Origin of the sequence: Rhodococcus sp. KRD162, assembly GCF_017168335.1 — a bacterium.
In the GTDB taxonomy this organism is placed as follows: domain Bacteria; phylum Actinomycetota; class Actinomycetes; order Mycobacteriales; family Mycobacteriaceae; genus Rhodococcoides.
On record NZ_JABFAU010000016.1, the window covers coordinates 60219 to 76983 of the forward strand.

The following is a 16765-nucleotide window of genomic DNA, read 5'->3' on the forward strand; positions in this document are numbered from 1 at the left end:
GTTGTGAATACAAGCGTATGGACGGGCAATCTACGGAGCTGGCCGAGCTGCTCAGTCGAACTGCGGCGGTGGCGGCTTCGGCAGGCAGATCCGATTTGGTCGATCGAGTCGAGGCAGCTCGATCGCGGGTATTGGATCCACGCCGACGCATCATCGTCGTCGGGCCACTCAAGCAGGGCAAGAGCCAGTTCGTGAATTCACTGCTCAATCTGACGGTGTGCTCGGTCGGCGACGACGAGACCACCGCCATCCCGACGGTGGTGTCCAATGCCGAGAATTTCTCGGCGCAGCTGGTGCTCGCTGATCCGGGCAACGAGCCCGTCCGGGTGGACGTTCCGCCCGAGGAGGTCACCTCGGTCACCCCGGCCAGCCCCCTGGCCCAGGGGCGTGAAGTGCTGCGCCTGGAGATCGCGGTGCCGAGCCCACTGCTCGCAGACGGATTGGTGCTGGTCGACACCCCAGGAGTCGGCGGTCACGGAAATCCGCACGCCGCAGGCACATTGGGTCTGATTCCGTCGGCCGACGCGGTGCTCGTCGTGTCCGACGCCTCCCGCGAATTCACCGAGCCCGAACTGTCCTTTCTGCGACAGGTGCAAGGCTTGTGCCCGGCCGTGGCGGTGCTGATCACCAAGATCGATCTGTATCCGCACTGGCGGCAGATCGTCGAGGCCAACCGTGGGCACCTCGGCCGCGCAGGCATGGACGTCCAGATGTTGCCGGTGTCCTCTCTGTTGCGTTCGCACGCACTACGTTTGAACGACGAGGAACTCAACGCCGAGTCAGGGTTCCAGCAGCTGTACGCCTTCTTGCGTGACGAGGTGGTGGCCCGGGCAGATGTGCTGGCACGCTCCTCGGTGTCGCTCGATGTCCGGTCGGTCACCGAACATCTGACCCTCTCGTTCGGCAGTGAGCTTGCGGCGCTGAAGGATCCGGAGCGAGCAGCGGCGGCCGTCGCCGGGCTGCAGCGCGCCAAGTCCGCCGCCGAGGAATTGCACAAGCGTTCCTCGCAGTGGCAGCAGACGCTCGGTGACGGCATTGCCGATCTCGCGTCCGATATCGATCACGATCTACGCGACCGGTTGCGGCGCGTCACCCGGGAAGCGGAAGAGACCGTCGACGAGGGAGATCCGGAGAAGGACTGGCCGCAACTCGGCGAGTGGCTCGAGGAACAGATCGCCGCGTCGGTGGGCGACAACTTCGTCTGGGCACACGAACGGGCACTGTGGCTTTCGGAGTTGGTGGCCGAGCACTTCGCCTCGTCCGGGGCGGCAGCGCTGCCCGATCTCGATCTCGGTGACCTGGACAACGTCCTCGAACCCGTCTCGTCGTTGGCCGATCTGGAATCCGGTCGTATCGGCATCACCCAGAAGGTTCTGGTGGGAATGCGCGGATCCTACGGCGGCGTGCTGATGTTCGGTCTGATCACCACCTTCGTCGGTCTGAGCCTGCTCAACCCGATCTCGATCGGCGCGGGTGTGCTGCTGGGTACCAAGGCGTACAAGGAGGACAAGGAGAATCGCGTCAAAGCGCGTCGAGCCGAGGCCAAGATGGCGATCCGCCGGTTCACCGACGATGTCAGCTTTCAGGTGGGCAAGGAGTCGAAGGATCGGTTGCGGCAGATCCAACGAGTACTGCGTGACCATTTCACGTCCATCGCCGAGCAGACCGTGCGTTCGCTCAACGAGTCGCTGCGCTCGGCGCAGGAAGCTGCCGCCGCCGACAACACGGACCGCGCCGCACGGATCGCTCAACTCGAGCAGCACATGCAGCAGGCAGCCGATTTGAACTCTCAGGCAACAGCTCTCGTCGCGGACACCGCAGTATGAGCGTGACCGCCCTGGATCGGGCACGAGATTTGATCTCGGCGGCCCGATCGACCTGTGCCGGTGACGCCGAGGCGTCGTGGATGCTCGACGAGTGCCTGTACCGCCTGGACGAGCCGCTACGGGTGGCACTCGCCGGTTCCCTCAAAGCCGGAAAGTCCACGCTGCTCAATTCACTCGTGGGGCAAGATATTGCCCCGACCGACGCCACGGAATGCACCAAGGTGGTGACGTGGTACCGCAACGGCGTCACCCCGGCCGTCACCGCATGGTACGACGGCGACCGGGCGGCGAACGTGCCGGTGCAACGGCGGGAGGGGCGATTGACGTTCGACCTCGGCTCGCTGACGGCAGCGCAGGTCGATCGCCTGGACGTGGAATGGCCGGCGAGCGCGCTGGCGCAGACGACCATCATCGACACGCCCGGTACATCGTCGCTGTCGCGGGATGTCTCGGCGCGGACGCTGGCGATGCTGACCCCGGAGAACGCGTCCTCGGGAGCCGACGCCGTCGTGTACCTGCTCCGCACCCTCAACGCGTCGGACGTGTCTTTTCTCGGGCAGATCGGCGCACACGTGGGCGGTGATTCGGGGCCGCTGGGTGTGATCGGGGTGGTCTCGCGGGCCGACGAGGTCGGTTCCGGCCGGATGGATGCGATGATGTCGGCCAAGGAGGTCGCCGCGCGGTTCGCGTCCGAACTCGAGGCCACCGGGTTGTGCCAGGCGGTGGTCCCCGTCGCGGGTCTGCTTGCCCTCGGTGCGGAGACGTTGCGGCAGAACGAATTCGCGGCGTTCGAGATGCTTGCGACGGTACCGACCGAGGATCTGCAGTTGGCTATGCTCTCGGCTGATCGTTTCGTGCGGCCCGAGAGCACTCTGCCCGTCGATGCAGGGCTGCGGGCCAGTATCGTCGACCGATTCGGCTTGTTCGGCATCCGGATGGCGGTCACCCTCATCCGACTCGGGGTCCGAGATTCGCCGACGCTGGCTGCCGATCTGGTCGAACGCAGCGGCCTGAGCGAGCTTCGGTCGGTGATCGACGTGCAGTTCGGGCAACGTGCCGACCAGTTGAAATTACATTCGGCACTGGTTGCCCTGCAACGGATTCTGGAGTTCAGGCCGGAATCGAAAGCGTTGCGCACCGAGGCCGGAAGAATGCTCGCAGATGTACACGGCTTCGCCGAACTCCGGCTGCTCGGCCGATTGCGCTCCACCACACCGAAACTCCCGGAGGGTGCGCTGCTCGATCTGCAGCGAATCATCGGCGGATTCGGCATCGCCGCCACCGAGCGGCTGAACCTACCGCCGGACGCCGGACGTAACCAACTGCGCGACACCGCGCTGGCGGCCGTGCACAGGTGGCGAGAGTTGTCCGAGCATCCACTGCTGGATCAGTTCACCTCTACCTCGTGCGCCTCGGCCGCTCGCAGCGCAGAAGGGATTCTCGCCTCACTGGCGTGAGGACCGCCGGGGCAGTACGGCGACGACAGTGGCCACCGCTGCGGTAGCGGCCACGACGTACGGCCCCCAGCGCAGAACGCCGCCGAGCAGTGCGGAGGCGTCGGAGACGAAGGTCGAGAAGGTGACGGCTGCGCCGATGGTCAAGATTCCGACAGCCCCCATCAGAACCTTGGACGAGGTCGCCGCGCCACGCAGCAAGTTCAGTGCGACGAATCCGAGGAGCACCAGTACCGCGGACGCCGCGCCGCTCGAGAGCAGCGTGGCCGACGCGGTGGTGCGAACATCGGCCGCGCTCGCCGTCGAATCTTGCTGCGATACTGCGGTTTCGACGGCAGCGAGCACGGTCTCCCAGTTCAGCGCAATGACGAGGGCCAACGCGAGAACCAGGGCCGTCGTCACCATCCACAGTGCCCGGGCAACCTTGGGAAGTGCCGACGGAGCGCTGTCCTGCCGCGGCCGGAGCGGTTCCACCACTACCTCGGGCCGCGGCGGCTGCGGACGCCGAGACTGCTTCGGTGCTGGATCGTTCTCTTCTTCGGCCACGATGGAGCATTCTATCGGTCGACGCAGATCGATTGCCGACTCAACGCAGGATCACCGCCACGCCCTCGTACGGACGCAGAGTCATCGGGAAGCTGTTCAGCTCGTCCACGGTTGCGATTTCGTTGTCGTCGAACACATCGACAGCGCAGGTACCCGGCACCAGATGCTTCGACTGAATGGTCGCGCTGATCTCCTCGGACGAGAAGTTGAGTACCGTGGCCTCGATGGTGCCCTGACTCAACTCGTGCACCATCACCAGCAGGCCCTTGTGCGAGACCGTCGGGATGTCGATCTGCTGGGCGGTTGCGATACCGAACTTCTTTCGCAGCTCGATGATTCGGGCCAACTGACGAGCGAACGACTGCGGGTCGGCCAGCTGCTCGGGAAGCGATCCGTACAGGCTTCGCCCGCGAGGAATTCCGGACTCCGAACGCACCGCGTCGGGGAAGTTGCCCATCAGGTCGTGTGCGCCGCGGTTGAGCCAACGGGTGTCGCCCTCGCGGATGAGGTCGTCGACCTCCGCTGCGTCGACGGGGAGAATCCCCAGCAGATCCCAGCCGGACAATGCGAACACGCCGGGCTGGAGTGCGTTGTACATCGCGAGCAGCAGGTGGGCGCGCTTGACGGTCTCGATGTCTTCCTCGTCCATCCGTTCGAGATCGCGGATGCCGAGTGAGGCCGTGATGACACTTGCTGTGGTGCAGGCGATTCCGTTGGTCGTGAAGGTTCGGTTGTACGGTGCCCAGCGTCCGGTGAGGCGATCGGTCAGCTCGCCGCGAATACGGTCTCCGAGATCGCAGCCCTTGACCGTCTCCCCGCCGTAGGAGAACTCGTCCTCTGCATGCAGGGTGGCGAAGTGGATGAGCTCGAAGGTCATCTCGTCGTGGTTCTGCAGCGCGTGCACCAGGGACGCGCTGTCGACGCCGTGGTCGCGGGCGAGGGTCATGGTGAGCCTGAGAAACTCGGTGTTCCCCATGACGAGTGCATGCTGGTAGGCCGGACGGTTGATGAAGTCGTACGACAGATCGGCACCGTTGGTGCCCATCGCCTTGATGTCGTCGATCGTCAGGTTCAACTCCTGGAAGGTGAACCCGCCCATCTTGCGTACGACGCTGGCGATCAGGTGGTTGGCCGCCTCCGAGAGCGGGTGGCCCTCGGACCAGCCCGGCCCCTCTGCCCGGCGCTCGACACCGAGGAAACCGTTGGCGTCCAAGCGCAATGCGCCTGCTCCCAGATCGGCGATCGAATGGCATGCGTCGCCGATCACCAGTCGCATTCCGGCGAAGGAGGGATCGAGCCAGTTGATCGAGGGTTGACCGGCCTTGAAGTAGTGCAGGTACACCCAGCGACGTTCGATTCCGTCGATACCGACGACGGGAGGGGTTGCGCTCCAGTTGGTTTCCTTGACGCCGAGCTCGTAGAAGATCACCCGCTGCAACTGGCCGATGATGTACCCGGCGCGAGCGAGGTTGGCCTCTGCCTCGGCGTCGATGTTCTGCGAGTCGGCTCCGGCGCGCACTCGCGGTAGCAGGTGCCAGTCCTGCGGTTCGATCTCGACCATGTGATAGATGCCGGGGTAATCGGCGACGGCCATCTCGGCCAACCGGAAATCTGCGCCCTTGCCGGTGTGTCCCGGCACGATGTCGTCGATGACGATGCCGTCGTATGCGGAGGCCACAACGCACAGGCGTCGGAACTCCTCTTCCGAGCCGAAGGCAGGGTCGATCTGCATACCGATGCGGTCGAAGTGGCCGTCGACCGATGGCGTCGGACGCCAGCCGTGGATGCCGCCCGCCACCTTCACCGGCCCGGTGTGCACTGCGGTGACACCGATTTCGGAGAAGGCCTGCCACAGTTTCTCGTCGCCCAAGGTGCTCAGGAAGCTCGTCTGCGGAGCGTTGATCACCGAGATGGGATACGCGGTGAACCACACCGGAGCGCGTTCGACGGCCGCACGAGGGTCAGGATCGGCGTAGGGGTTCTGCCACATGCTGCCCTTGCCCGAGAGCTGCTCGGCGATCAGCTTGGCGTCCCGCAGCATCGACTGTTCGGTGAGCCAGTCCACGTACTCGGGATTCGATGCAACCGGTTCGCTGTCGGGTGTGGGGTTGCTGCTGCGATTGGCCCGGCGCACGGAGGGGCGAAGTGGCTTCGGCCGAGCCGGATAGAACTTCTCGTCGTAGGTGATCTCGCTCGGTTCGTGCTGCACTTCGGGATCCATGTGCCTCCGTAGCCTCGCTTTTCTTCAAACCCTACGTAGGGCGCGGCCGATCCGCAGGATTGTGGTTTCCCCTGATCGTCGGCGCGTGAAACCTGACGCGCCGGCCGCCGAAGACCGCGTCGAATGACAGCAATGTCATTCGTTCGAGTCCAGTTCCTTCGATATGCGAACGTCATCGAATCGAGACCGCCTGGTGTGGAATGTCTGATTCCGATAGGCCATAGTGAGTGAGTACCAACCGCCTCATCAGTCACATCAGACTCATGAGCCACATCCCCCTCAGCTACAGGAGTTGTTCATGCGACGTCTTGCCCGCACATCGATCCTGGCCTCGACGGCCGCTCTGGCCGCCGCCATCGGTGCGGTTGCCCTCGCACCTGCCGCCTCTGCCGAACCCGATCCCGAACCCGTCGGCCCGCTCGGCTCGGTGGTTCTCGAGAGCCCCGATCTGGTGGTGACCATGGCCGCTGTCTGTGACACCACCGTCGAGGACGCACCCGAGGGCGGAGTCGTCGCGCTGGAGGTCAAGGTCGAGAACATCGGTGCGGACGACGCGTCGAACGTCAACGTCAACTACGGCGCGCTGCCCGGAGTTCAGGGTCAGAACACCGAAAAGGTCATCGAGGCAGGCGAGGCAGCCACCTACACGGTGCCCTCGGTCGATCGCGAATGGGTCGCCCGTCCCGCCGGTGCCGCGGCCTTCGCCAGTGCGCTCGACGCCGACTTCATGAACAACATCACCGCCGGACTGCTGAGCCACAGCTGCATCCCGGTGCCGGACGAGGAGTCTTCCGAGTAGTTCCCCACGACCATGTAGTTCCCCACGATCCATCTCCCCGCTGCGCCGCGACGATCCACGCCGATCGTCGCGGCGTACTGCTGCGGGCACTGGGGAACAAATTCGCCACACCCTCCGTTGTGCAGGTCAGCAGCCTTGAGTGGATGAGGCTCAAGTTGAAAGTTGACGCGATAGATCGCGTTGTGCAAACTTGAGCGGAGTTCGCTCACCCAGGGACTGGAACCCACGCAACAACAGGAGGAAACATTATGGCTCGTGCGGTCGGTATCGACCTCGGGACCACCAACTCGGTCGTGTCCGTCCTCGAGGGCGGCGAACCGGTTGTCGTCGCCAACTCCGAGGGATCACGCACCACCCCGTCGATCGTCGCTTTCGCCAAGAACGGTGAAGTGCTGGTCGGCCAGTCCGCGAAGAACCAGGCGGTCACCAACGTCGATCGCACCATCCGTTCGGTCAAGCGCCACATCGGCACCGACTGGACCGTCGGGATCGACGACAAGAAGTACACGCCGCAGGAGATCAGCGCGCGCACGCTCATGAAGCTCAAGCGCGACGCCGAGGCGTACCTGGGCGAAGACATCACCGACGCCGTTATCACCGTCCCCGCATACTTCGAGGACGCGCAGCGTCAGGCGACCAAGGAAGCCGGCCAGATCGCCGGCCTGAACGTCCTGCGCATCGTCAACGAGCCCACCGCTGCCGCACTGGCATACGGCCTGGACAAGGGCGACAAGGAACAGACCATTCTCGTGTTCGACCTCGGTGGCGGCACGTTCGACGTCTCCCTCCTCGAGATCGGCGACGGTGTCGTCGAGGTCCGTGCGACCTCCGGTGACAACCACCTCGGTGGCGACGACTGGGACGAGCGCATCGTCACCTGGCTCGTCGACAAGTTCAAGGCGCAGAACGGCATCGATCTGACCAAGGACAAGATGGCGCTGCAGCGTCTGCGTGAGGCCGCCGAGAAGGCGAAGATCGAGCTGTCGTCGAGCCAGAGCACCTCGATCAACCTGCCCTACATCACCGTCGACGGTGACAAGAACCCGCTGTTCCTCGACGAGCAGCTCAGCCGCTCGGAGTTCCAGAAGATCACCTCGGACCTGCTCGATCGCACGCGTGCGCCGTTCCAGGCAGTGGTGAAGGATTCCGGTATCGCCGTCAAGGACATCGACCACGTCGTGCTCGTCGGTGGATCCACCCGCATGCCCGCGGTGTCGGAACTGGTCAAGGAACTCTCCGGTGGACGCGAGCCCAACAAGGGCGTGAACCCGGACGAGGTCGTGGCCGTCGGTGCTGCACTGCAGGCCGGTGTGCTCAAGGGTGAGGTCAAGGACGTTCTGCTCCTCGACGTCACGCCCCTGTCTCTCGGTATCGAGACCAAGGGCGGTGTCATGACCAAGCTCATCGAGCGCAACACCACCATCCCCACGAAGCGGTCCGAGACCTTCACCACGGCCGACGACAATCAGCCGTCGGTGCAGATTCAGGTCTTCCAGGGCGAGCGCGAGATCGCAGCGCACAACAAGCTCCTCGGCTCCTTCGAGCTGACCGAGCTGCCCCCGGCTCCTCGCGGCGTCCCGCAGATCGAGGTCACCTTCGACATCGACGCCAACGGCATCGTGCACGTCACGGCCAAGGACAAGGGCACCGGTAAGGAAAACACGATCAAGATCCAGGACGGCTCCGGTCTGTCCAAGGAAGAGATCGACCGCATGGTCGCCGACGCCGAAGCTCACGCAGACGAGGACAAGGCTCGTCGCGAAGAGGCCGAGGTCCGCAACCAGGCCGAGTCCCTCGTGCACCAGACGGAGAAGTTCGTCAAGGACAACGAGGACAAGGTCGACGCCGAGCTCAAGGGACGCGTCGAAACCGCCATCTCCGACGCCAAGTCGGCTCTCGCGGGCAGCGACATCTCGGCAGTGAAGTCTGCCGTGGAGAAGCTCTCCACCGAGTCGCAGGCCCTCGGCACCGCCATCTACGAGGCTCAGGCCAAGGAGCAGGGCGGCGCAGAAGGCGAGGCCCAGGCCGCTGACGACGGTGTAGTCGACGCAGAGGTTGTCGACGAGCCCGCCGACGACGCGGAGAAGAAGTGACCTCGGGTAACACCGAGCAAGAACCGGTCACTTTCGTGGACAAGCGGAAGATCGATCCCGAGACCGGTGAAGTACGGGACGGCGACGCAGTTCCGGAGCCCCTCGCGGGCACCGGCGCTGCGCCCCAGCCCGGCTCGGTAGAGGAAGGGACAGACAGCGAGACGGAGACCGAGCCCGAGGTCGTAGAGGATCCTCGTGATACTCAGATCGCCGAGCTCACCGCCGACCTGCAGCGAGTCTCGGCCGAGTACGCCAACTATCGGCGTCGCACCGATCGCGAGAAGCAGAGCGGAGCAGAGAATGCGAAGGCGTCCGTCGTCTCGCAGTTGCTCCCGGTCCTCGACGACCTCGAGCGAGCACGCCAGCACGGCGATCTCGAAACCGGACCGCTCAAGGCCGTGGCAGACAAGCTGGCAGGGGTGTTCTCGAACATCGGCCTGACCACCTTCGGGGCCGAGGGCGACGCCTTCGACCCGGCCATCCACGAGGCCGTCTCGCACGAGGGCGACGGCAGCAGTCCGGTCGTCGGAACGCTGATGCGTCCGGGCTACAAGCTCGGCGAGCGTGTTCTGCGCACCGCGATGGTCGGCGTGATCGACAGTGCTGGTGAAAGTCCGGCACCAGAGGAATCGGATGCACCTGCGTCCGACGAGCAGTAAAAAGAAATAGCGCGAGAGGAGGAGACGCCCGGTGAGCCAGCGGGAGTGGATCGAGAAGGACTTCTACAAGGAGCTGGGCGTTTCCTCCAGCGCTAGTGCAGAAGACATCAAGAAGGCGTACCGAAAGTTGGCTCGGGACAACCATCCCGACGCCAATCCCGGCAATGCCGCCGCCGAGAACAAGTTCAAGGCGGTCAGCGAGGCGCACGCCGTTCTGGCCGACCCGGCCAAGCGCAAGGAGTACGACGAGGCCAGGCGGCTGTTCGCCTCCGGTGGCTTCGGTAGCCGCGGCGGCGGTGGCTTCTCACCGGGTGCAGGCGGATTCGGCGGCGGTGGTCAGAGCTTCGACGTAGGCGACATCTTCGGCCAAGGTGGCGGCGACGGCGGACTCGGCGACCTGTTCGGTGGCCTGTTCAATCGCGGTGGTGGCGCGGCGCGCCCACAGAACAATCGGCCTCGACGCGGCAGTGACGTCGAAACCGAGACCACGCTGCAGTTCCGTGAAGCGGCACAGGGCGTTACGGTCCCCTTGCGGTTGACCAGTCCGTCCTCGTGCACCACCTGCCACGGCAGCGGTGCCAAGCCAGGGACCAGCCCCCGAGTGTGCCCCAAGTGCAACGGCCAGGGCGTCGTCAACAGGAACCAAGGCGCATTCGGCTTCAGTGAACCGTGCGACGACTGCCGCGGTTCCGGTTCCATCATCGACGAACCATGCGCCGACTGCCGTGGAACCGGAGTGCAGAACCGGACCCGCAGCATTACCGTGCGCGTACCGGCCGGAATCAGCGACGGCCAGAAGGTGCGCCTCGCCGGACAGGGCGAGGCAGGGCTGCGCGGTGCCCCGTCCGGCGACTTGTTCGTGACGGTACGGGTCAAGCCCGACAAGGTATTCGGGCGAACCGACAACGATCTGACGGTGACCGTCCCGGTGAGCTACGGCGAGTTGGTGCTCGGTACCACGCTGTCGGTGCCCACCCTCGACGGACGCGTCGGTGTCAAGGTTCCACCGGGAACCGTCGACGGCCGAGTGTTGCGCGTACGGGGTCGCGGCATCCCGAAGAAGTCCGGCACCGGTGACCTGATGGTGACCGTCAAAGTTGCCGTCCCGCAGAAACTGGACAATGCTGCTACCGACGCCTTGAAGAACTATCTGGAAGCCGAGAAGGCCAGCGGATTCGACCCGCGGGCCGGGTGGGCAGGTGTGTGATGTCGGTTCCCCCAGACGGTGGTGCCGCGAAATCCGGCGGAGTACAGGCTGATCCGGACGCCCAGATCTTCGTGATCTCGGTCGCCGCGCAGCTTGCGGGCATGCATGCGCAAACCCTGCGCACCTACGACAGGCTCGGGCTCGTCATTCCGCATCGCACCACCGGCGGGGGACGACGCTACTCGCCGCGGGACGTCGCATTGCTCCGTGAAGTGCAACGACTCTCGCAGGACGAGGGGGTCAATCTCGCCGGAATCAAGCGCATCATCGAACTCACCAATCAGGTCGAGGCTCTCCAGGCTCGGGTGTCCGAGCTGGCGCAGGAGCTGGCGACCGTGCACGCGAGCTATCGCCGCGATCTGGTGCCGATTCAACGCAATGCCCTGGTCGTCTGGAAGCCGAGGCATCAGCGCTGAGGGTTCGCCCAGCTCGCAAACGCGCGCGCCTTCGCCAGGTGCGCGCGTTCTCGTGCTCGGTTCGGCCGCTATTTTGCTCGCGTCCGGCGAATGCGCGCGCGTTCGCGGGGAGCGCGATGCGGAGGGAGCTCGAGCCCCTATCCTGGTCGACATGCAGGCGTGGAAATCGACGGTCGTTCAGTACCACCGCCTTCGGAACGACCTCGCGGTAATTCGGCTCGAAGGCGATGTGGTGCCGTTCAAGGCGGGCCAGTCGGTGTCGGTGTCCGTTCCTCAGCATTCTGCGCTGACCCGTCGGTATTCGCCCGCATTGCCGCCATCGCTCGACGGCAAGCTGGAGTTCCACGTCCGCGCAGTTCCGGCCGGCTGGGTCAGCGGGGGCATCGTCAACGAGACACGGCCCGGTGACGTCTGGCAGATCAGTGACCCGCAGGGCAGTCTGCACGTCGACGATTCGGGTCGCGACGTGGTGATGATCGCGGGCGGCACCGGACTGGCTCCGTTGCGCGCCATTCTGCTCGACCTCACCCGATGGGAGAGGCCACCGAAGGTGACGCTCTTCGTCGGAGGTAAGTCGCCCCGCGATCTCTACGCGAGCGACATGCTGTGGTTGATGGCGGCAGAACTGCCGTGGCTGACCGTCGTACCTGTGGTCGATCAGTTGCACGAGCCCTGGGCCTCGGACCGGTGGAACGACCGGATTCATGCCGAGATCGGTTCCACCGCAGCATTCTTCGAGCCCGAACACTGCTGGGAGGGTGCTGTGGCCGATGTGGTTGCCACACAGGGCCCCTACCCGGATCGGCAGATCCTGGTGTGCGGATCACCGGGTATGGAAGCGGCCACCGTGCGCGCACTCGTCGAGATCGGCACCCCACTCGACGCGGTGCGCCGCTGAGTCAGGGCAGCCGCAGAATCCGTCGTAGATGGGCCAGATCCTCCGCCGATGTGGTGGTGAACTCCGGGGGCGGGGCGTCGGCGATGGATCGGGCCGTTTCGGCGAGGCGGCGTCCGGCGTCGGTGAGTCCAATGATGCGGCGTCGGCGATCGTCGGGGTCCTCGGTGCGGATCACCAGTTCTCGCTTTTCCAGTTCGCGAACGTTGAGCGACACGTAGGGCGCATCGGACGCGAGGATCTCGGCCAGCTCGGTTACCGTCCGATCGGAGGTGAGTAACTTGGTCAGCAGTTTGGCCCGGAGGAAGCTCATTCCGGTGGCCTCGGCGACGGCACGTCTGGTGTCGTGTTTCTCGAGCATCAACGCGCGCATCTCACGCCAGACGGCGGCCGCATCGGAGTTCGTCATACGAGCACCGGACGGCCGATGGTCTCGGCGGTCGATCGGGCCCAGCGGCCGGTGGTGACCAGTGCGAGCACGGTGACGACCACGCCTGCACCTGCGATGACGAACCACGCGGGCACTGCGGCAGCGGTGAAACCGTCGGAGATCTCACCGACGATGCTCGCGGTGACGATCGAGCCGACGACCGCCACGCCGAGTGACTGACCCACCTGCCTGCTGGTCGAGGCGATCGCGGACGCCACTCCAGCCTGGCTGCGCGGCATCCCGGACACCGCGGTGTTGGTGATCGGGGCGTTGACCATGCCGAACGATATTCCGAAGATCACGTACGCCACCGCCAGCCAGGTGAAGGAGGTCGTGGGGGCCATCCGACTGAGCATCAAGGCCGAGGTCACGAATCCGATGCCTGCGACCAGCAGTGGAATTCGCGCTCCGAGGGAGCCGACGATGCGCCCGGAGATCGGCGCGAAGATCAGGGTCATCAATGCCATCGGCAGGGTGAGGAGACCGGCGTGCAGGGGCGAGAAGCCGCGCACATCCTGGAGGTAGAGGGTGTTGAGGAACAGGAATCCGCCGAGGGATGCGAAGGCGCACACCGCGATCACCGTCGCTCCACTGAAGGGCGCACTGCGGAAGAACTTCAGTTGGATCAACGGCTCTTCGAGACGCGATTCGACGACCAACAGGCCGAGGAGGGAGCCGAGTGCAATGGCACCGGTGAGCACGATCGGCGGCGATGACCAGCCCTTCGTCGGGCCCTCGATGATGGTGAACACCAGGGAGACGAGGAACGCGAAGATCAGGATCTGACCGGCCGGGTCGAACTTGCGTGAGTGTTCGGCTTTGGATTCGGGGACGAATTTCAGCGTCATGGCCAGCGCGAAGATGCCCACGGGGACGTTGATCCAGAAGATGGACTGCCATCCGGCCGCGGTGACGAGGACGCCGCCGAGAGCGGGGCCGGCCGACATCGAGATTCCCACGACGGCACCCCACATTCCGATGGCCCCGGCGCGTTCTTTGGGGTCGGTGAAGGTGTTGGTGATGATCGACATCGCCACGGGATTCATCATCGAGCCGCCGACGGCTTGGAGCATGCGGAAGGCGACGAGCCAGCCGAGGGAGGGTGCGATGCTGCACAGCAGGGACCCGAGTACGAACGTCCCGGTTCCGATGAGGAAGAAGCGCTTGCGGCCGTACCTGTCGGCCATCGAGCCGCCGAGCATGAGCAGTGACGCCACTACCAGGGTGTATGCATCGATGATCCATTGCAGACCGGATACCGACGCGTTCAGGTCGGCGCGCATCGACGGCAGTGCGATGTTGACGATCGTGTTGTCGGTGCTGACGAGAAACAGGCTGAGGCAGCAGATGCCGAGCACCGAATATCGGTGCCGTCGGGTCAACTCGCCCATGTCCACCTCCAGCCAAGTATGTGTATATGTACAACTATTACATGAGTACTCCTAACTTGTTGAGCGAGCAAGTGCGATGCACGTGACGTTGCCCGCTAGGGTGTGGGTCACAGACTCGCTGTATTCGTGAATGGAGAACAACCGTGGCTTCCGAGATCGCACCAGGCGACCTGGTTCAGGCGTCCGGGCACGCCGGCCCGTGGAAGGTGCTCGAGATCCGCCAGGGTTTGGCGTTGCTCGAGCATCACGACGGACATCGACTGTCGGTACGGACCACCACGGTCGAGGTGGTGCGCAAGGCGTCGAGCAACGAGGGTTCGACTCCACAGGCAGAGGCGGAGAGCGAGAACCCCTCGCTGTTCGACGAGAACTGACCTACCGCACCTTTCGTTCCGCCGCGTACTTCTGCCGCAGCGACTTCGAGATCTGCTTGAACTCCCGCAGCTTCTCGCTGCGTGCTCTGGCATCATGCCTCGAGGTTGCCCACGCGTTCTCCCGCAGCAGCTTTCGGTAATTTCCGAGCCGACGAGCGGTGAGTTCACCCGAATCGACGGCGGCGAGCACCGCACACCCGGGCTCGTGCACGTGCGCGCAGTCGCCGAAGCGACACGAGGCGGCGAGTTCCTCGATGTCGGAAAAAGTGCTTGCCACCGCATCTTCCGATCCCTGCACCCCCACCGACCGCAGGCCCGGCGTGTCCAGGAGCGTCAGTCCCGTGTCGGGAATCGGCACCAACTCGCGATGCGTCGTCGTGTGTCTGCCCTTGCTGTCCGCCGCACGGGTGTCGCCGGTGACGAATGCGCTGCGATCGAGCAAGGCATTGCCGAGGGTCGACTTTCCCGATCCCGACGGCCCGATCAGCGCCACCGTTCCGCGCAGATGCGTTGTCAGTGAATCGATTCCGTCGCCCGACAGTGCGCTGGTACGGCAGACGGCGACGCCGGGCGCGCAGGCTCGAAGCTGGTCCTCGGCCACGGTGCCACTGTCGGCTTTGGTGATCGCGAGAACGGGGACGGCGCCGCTGCCCCAGACAAGCGTGAGGTAGCGCTCGACGCGACCGAGATCGACAGTGGTGTCCGACGCGACAGCCACCACGACGGTATCGACATTCGCCCCGAGAACCTGTGTCTCGGAGGACGATCCGGCGCAGGCGCGTTCGATCGCCGTTCGGCGGGGCAGGATATCGGCCAGGAGGAACTGGCGTTCGGAATGTGGCCGGAGGGCGACCCAGTCCCCGGCGCAGGTACGAGTGCCTGCGCCGCGGACGATTCCGTCGCCGGTCACGGCATCGAATTCACCGCGGTCTACGCGAACGACGCGGCCGAGAACCGATCCCGGGGTGAGCTTTTCGAACTCGGTCAGCCAGTGCTGGTCGAGGCCGTACTGGTCCAGTGGAGACATGCAAGATCCTTCGGAGAGGCGGAACGAGGGCTCGGGTGTGTGCTCGTCCAGGTGGCCATGATGCCCACCTCCTCACGTGAAAGCGCATGAAAAAACCGTCGACGGCACGCTAACAGCCGTCGACGGTCTCGGGAAAGCGATTTATCGCTGCGCCGGGCCGGACCCCTCCGGGGGTTGTGCCAGCGCGGTCAGGAAAGAGCGAGCCCAGCGATCGACATCGTGCGCGAGCACCTGCCGACGCATGGCACGCATGTGCCGTTTGCCTGCTTCGGGTTCCTGTTCGAGTGCGCCGGTGATCGCGTCTTTCACGCTGTCCAGGTCATGTGGGTTGCACAAGTACGCCTGACGCAGTTCTGCTGCAGCACCGGTGAATTCGCTGAGGACCAACGCTCCGCCGAGATCGCTTCGGCAGGCCACGTATTCCTTGGCGACGAGGTTCATGCCGTCGCGCAGCGGGGTGACCAGCATGACGTCGGCGGCGACGAAATACGCCAGCAGGTCGTCGCGGGGGATCGGCCGGTGCAGGTAGTGCACCACCGGGTGCCCCACCTGGCCGTACTCGCCGTTGATTCGACCCACCTGTTGCTCGATCTCGCTGCGCATCGCGACGTAACTCTCGACGCGTTCACGGCTCGGCGTCGCCAACTGCACGATGATGTTCTCGGCCGGATCGACGCGTCCCTCTTCGAGCAACTCGCGAAAAGCATTGAGCCGGACGTCGATTCCCTTGGTGTAGTCCAAGCGATCGACGCCGAGCATGATGCGTTTCGGGTTGCCGAGATCCTTGCGCAGTTGCTTCGCGCGATCGCGGACGGCCTTCGTCCGTGACTTGGTGTCGAGATCACCGGAATCGATGGAGATCGGAAACGCGCCGACTCGCACGGTCCTGAACCCCACCTGCACGACGCCCAACTTGGACCGCACGCCGACGGTGCCGCGGGACGTGGTTCCCCCGGCGAGGCGTCGGGCAAGGTAGAGGAAGTTCTGCGCGCCGCCGGACAGGTGGAAGCCGATGAGGTCGGCACCGAGCAGTCCTTCGACGATCTCGGTGCGCCACGGCATCTGCATGAACAGCTCGATCGGCGGGAACGGGATGTGCAGAAAGAACCCGATGGTCAGATCGGGGCGCAGCATGCGCAGCATCTTGGGGACGAGCTGAAGCTGGTAGTCCTGGATCCACACCGTTGCGCCCTGAGCCGCCGCCTCAGACGTCTTCTCGGCGAAGCGGCGGTTGACCTCGACATAGGCGTTCCACCAGTCGCGGTCGTACACCGGTTTGACGATGACGTCGTGGTAGAGCGGCCACAGGGTGGCGTTGGAAAAGCCCTCGTAATACTGCTTGTACTCGTTCTCGCTGATCGGGACCGGACGCAGTTGCAAGTCGTCCTCGACGAAGGGCTCGACGTCGACATCGGACACCCCGACCC

At 64.8% G+C, this 16765-nt stretch carries 15 protein-coding genes; 9 read left to right on the plus strand and 6 right to left on the minus strand.

Going from position 1 to position 16765, the window contains the following annotated elements; all coding sequences use genetic code 11:
- Window positions 1-17 precede the first annotated feature (17 nt).
- Together J1M87_RS22410 and J1M87_RS22415 are read left to right on the plus strand one after the other, a co-directional pair.
- A complete protein-coding gene (locus J1M87_RS22410; RefSeq protein ID WP_206492014.1) occupies window positions 18-1826 on the plus strand; it encodes a dynamin family protein in 1809 nt (602 codons plus the stop codon).
- Window positions 1823-3283 (plus strand): dynamin family protein, encoded by a 1461-nt coding sequence (locus tag J1M87_RS22415; protein WP_206492015.1) that lies wholly within the window; start codon window positions 1823-1825, stop codon window positions 3281-3283. Before J1M87_RS22410 ends, J1M87_RS22415 begins: the two co-directional genes overlap by 4 nt.
- Here the strand turns inward: J1M87_RS22415 and J1M87_RS22420 are convergent.
- Both J1M87_RS22420 and treS read right to left on the minus strand, forming a co-directional pair.
- A complete protein-coding gene (locus J1M87_RS22420) occupies window positions 3272-3826 on the minus strand; it encodes a hypothetical protein (RefSeq protein ID WP_206492016.1) in 555 nt (184 codons plus the stop codon). The genes J1M87_RS22415 and J1M87_RS22420 overlap by 12 nt on opposite strands.
- A gap of 40 nt (window positions 3827-3866) precedes the next feature.
- Window positions 3867-6047: a maltose alpha-D-glucosyltransferase gene (gene treS / locus J1M87_RS22425; RefSeq protein WP_206492017.1), complete on the minus strand. Its 2181-nt coding sequence runs from the start codon at window positions 6045-6047 to the stop codon at window positions 3867-3869.
- Window positions 6048-6345: 298 nt separating this feature from the next.
- Between treS and J1M87_RS22430 the strand changes: the two genes are divergently transcribed.
- The 6 genes from J1M87_RS22430 to J1M87_RS22455 all read left to right on the plus strand — a co-directional run bounded on the left by J1M87_RS22430 (window position 6346) and on the right by J1M87_RS22455 (window position 12119).
- The gene (locus tag J1M87_RS22430; RefSeq protein ID WP_206492018.1) at window positions 6346-6846 is read left to right on the plus strand and encodes a Pro-kumamolisin, activation domain family protein; all 501 of its coding nucleotides are present in this window, start codon (window positions 6346-6348) and stop codon (window positions 6844-6846) included.
- 248 nt (window positions 6847-7094) lie between these two features.
- A complete protein-coding gene (gene dnaK / locus J1M87_RS22435; protein WP_206492019.1) occupies window positions 7095-8939 on the plus strand; it encodes a molecular chaperone DnaK in 1845 nt (614 codons plus the stop codon).
- Complete coding sequence (gene grpE / locus J1M87_RS22440; protein WP_206492020.1) at window positions 8936-9598, plus strand: nucleotide exchange factor GrpE; 663 nt, start codon at window positions 8936-8938, stop codon at window positions 9596-9598. The genes dnaK and grpE overlap by 4 nt, the downstream gene beginning before the upstream one ends.
- Before the next feature lie 31 nt (window positions 9599-9629).
- The gene (dnaJ, locus tag J1M87_RS22445; protein WP_206492021.1) at window positions 9630-10805 is read left to right on the plus strand and encodes a molecular chaperone DnaJ; all 1176 of its coding nucleotides are present in this window, start codon (window positions 9630-9632) and stop codon (window positions 10803-10805) included.
- Window positions 10805-11221: a heat shock protein transcriptional repressor HspR gene (locus J1M87_RS22450; RefSeq protein ID WP_206492022.1), complete on the plus strand. Its 417-nt coding sequence runs from the start codon at window positions 10805-10807 to the stop codon at window positions 11219-11221. The genes dnaJ and J1M87_RS22450 overlap by 1 nt, the downstream gene beginning before the upstream one ends.
- Before the next feature lie 151 nt (window positions 11222-11372).
- Window positions 11373-12119, plus strand: coding sequence for an FAD-binding oxidoreductase (locus J1M87_RS22455; RefSeq protein ID WP_206492023.1), 747 nt, complete (start codon window positions 11373-11375; stop codon window positions 12117-12119).
- A gap of 1 nt (window position 12120) precedes the next feature.
- On the opposite strand, the gene J1M87_RS22460 is transcribed toward J1M87_RS22455, so the two are convergent.
- Together J1M87_RS22460 and J1M87_RS22465 are read right to left on the minus strand one after the other, a co-directional pair.
- Entirely contained in the window at window positions 12121-12525 is a 405-nt protein-coding gene (locus tag J1M87_RS22460) for a MarR family winged helix-turn-helix transcriptional regulator (protein WP_206492024.1), read from the minus strand.
- Window positions 12522-13937, minus strand: a complete 1416-nt coding sequence (locus J1M87_RS22465; protein WP_206492025.1) for an MFS transporter — start codon at window positions 13935-13937, stop codon at window positions 12522-12524. Before J1M87_RS22465 ends, J1M87_RS22460 begins: the two co-directional genes overlap by 4 nt.
- 143 nt (window positions 13938-14080) lie before the next feature.
- Here J1M87_RS22465 and J1M87_RS22470 point away from each other — a divergent pair, with 143 nt between their 5' ends.
- A complete protein-coding gene (locus tag J1M87_RS22470; protein ID WP_206492026.1) occupies window positions 14081-14311 on the plus strand; it encodes a hypothetical protein in 231 nt (76 codons plus the stop codon).
- A gap of 1 nt (window position 14312) precedes the next feature.
- Here J1M87_RS22470 and rsgA read toward each other — a convergent pair whose 3' ends face one another.
- Together rsgA and J1M87_RS22480 are read right to left on the minus strand one after the other, a co-directional pair.
- Entirely contained in the window at window positions 14313-15338 is a 1026-nt protein-coding gene (gene rsgA, locus J1M87_RS22475; protein WP_206492027.1) for a ribosome small subunit-dependent GTPase A, read from the minus strand.
- A gap of 141 nt (window positions 15339-15479) precedes the next feature.
- Window positions 15480-16765: trehalose-6-phosphate synthase (locus J1M87_RS22480; RefSeq protein ID WP_206492028.1), on the minus strand; the 1286-nt coding region annotated here is incomplete at its 5' end.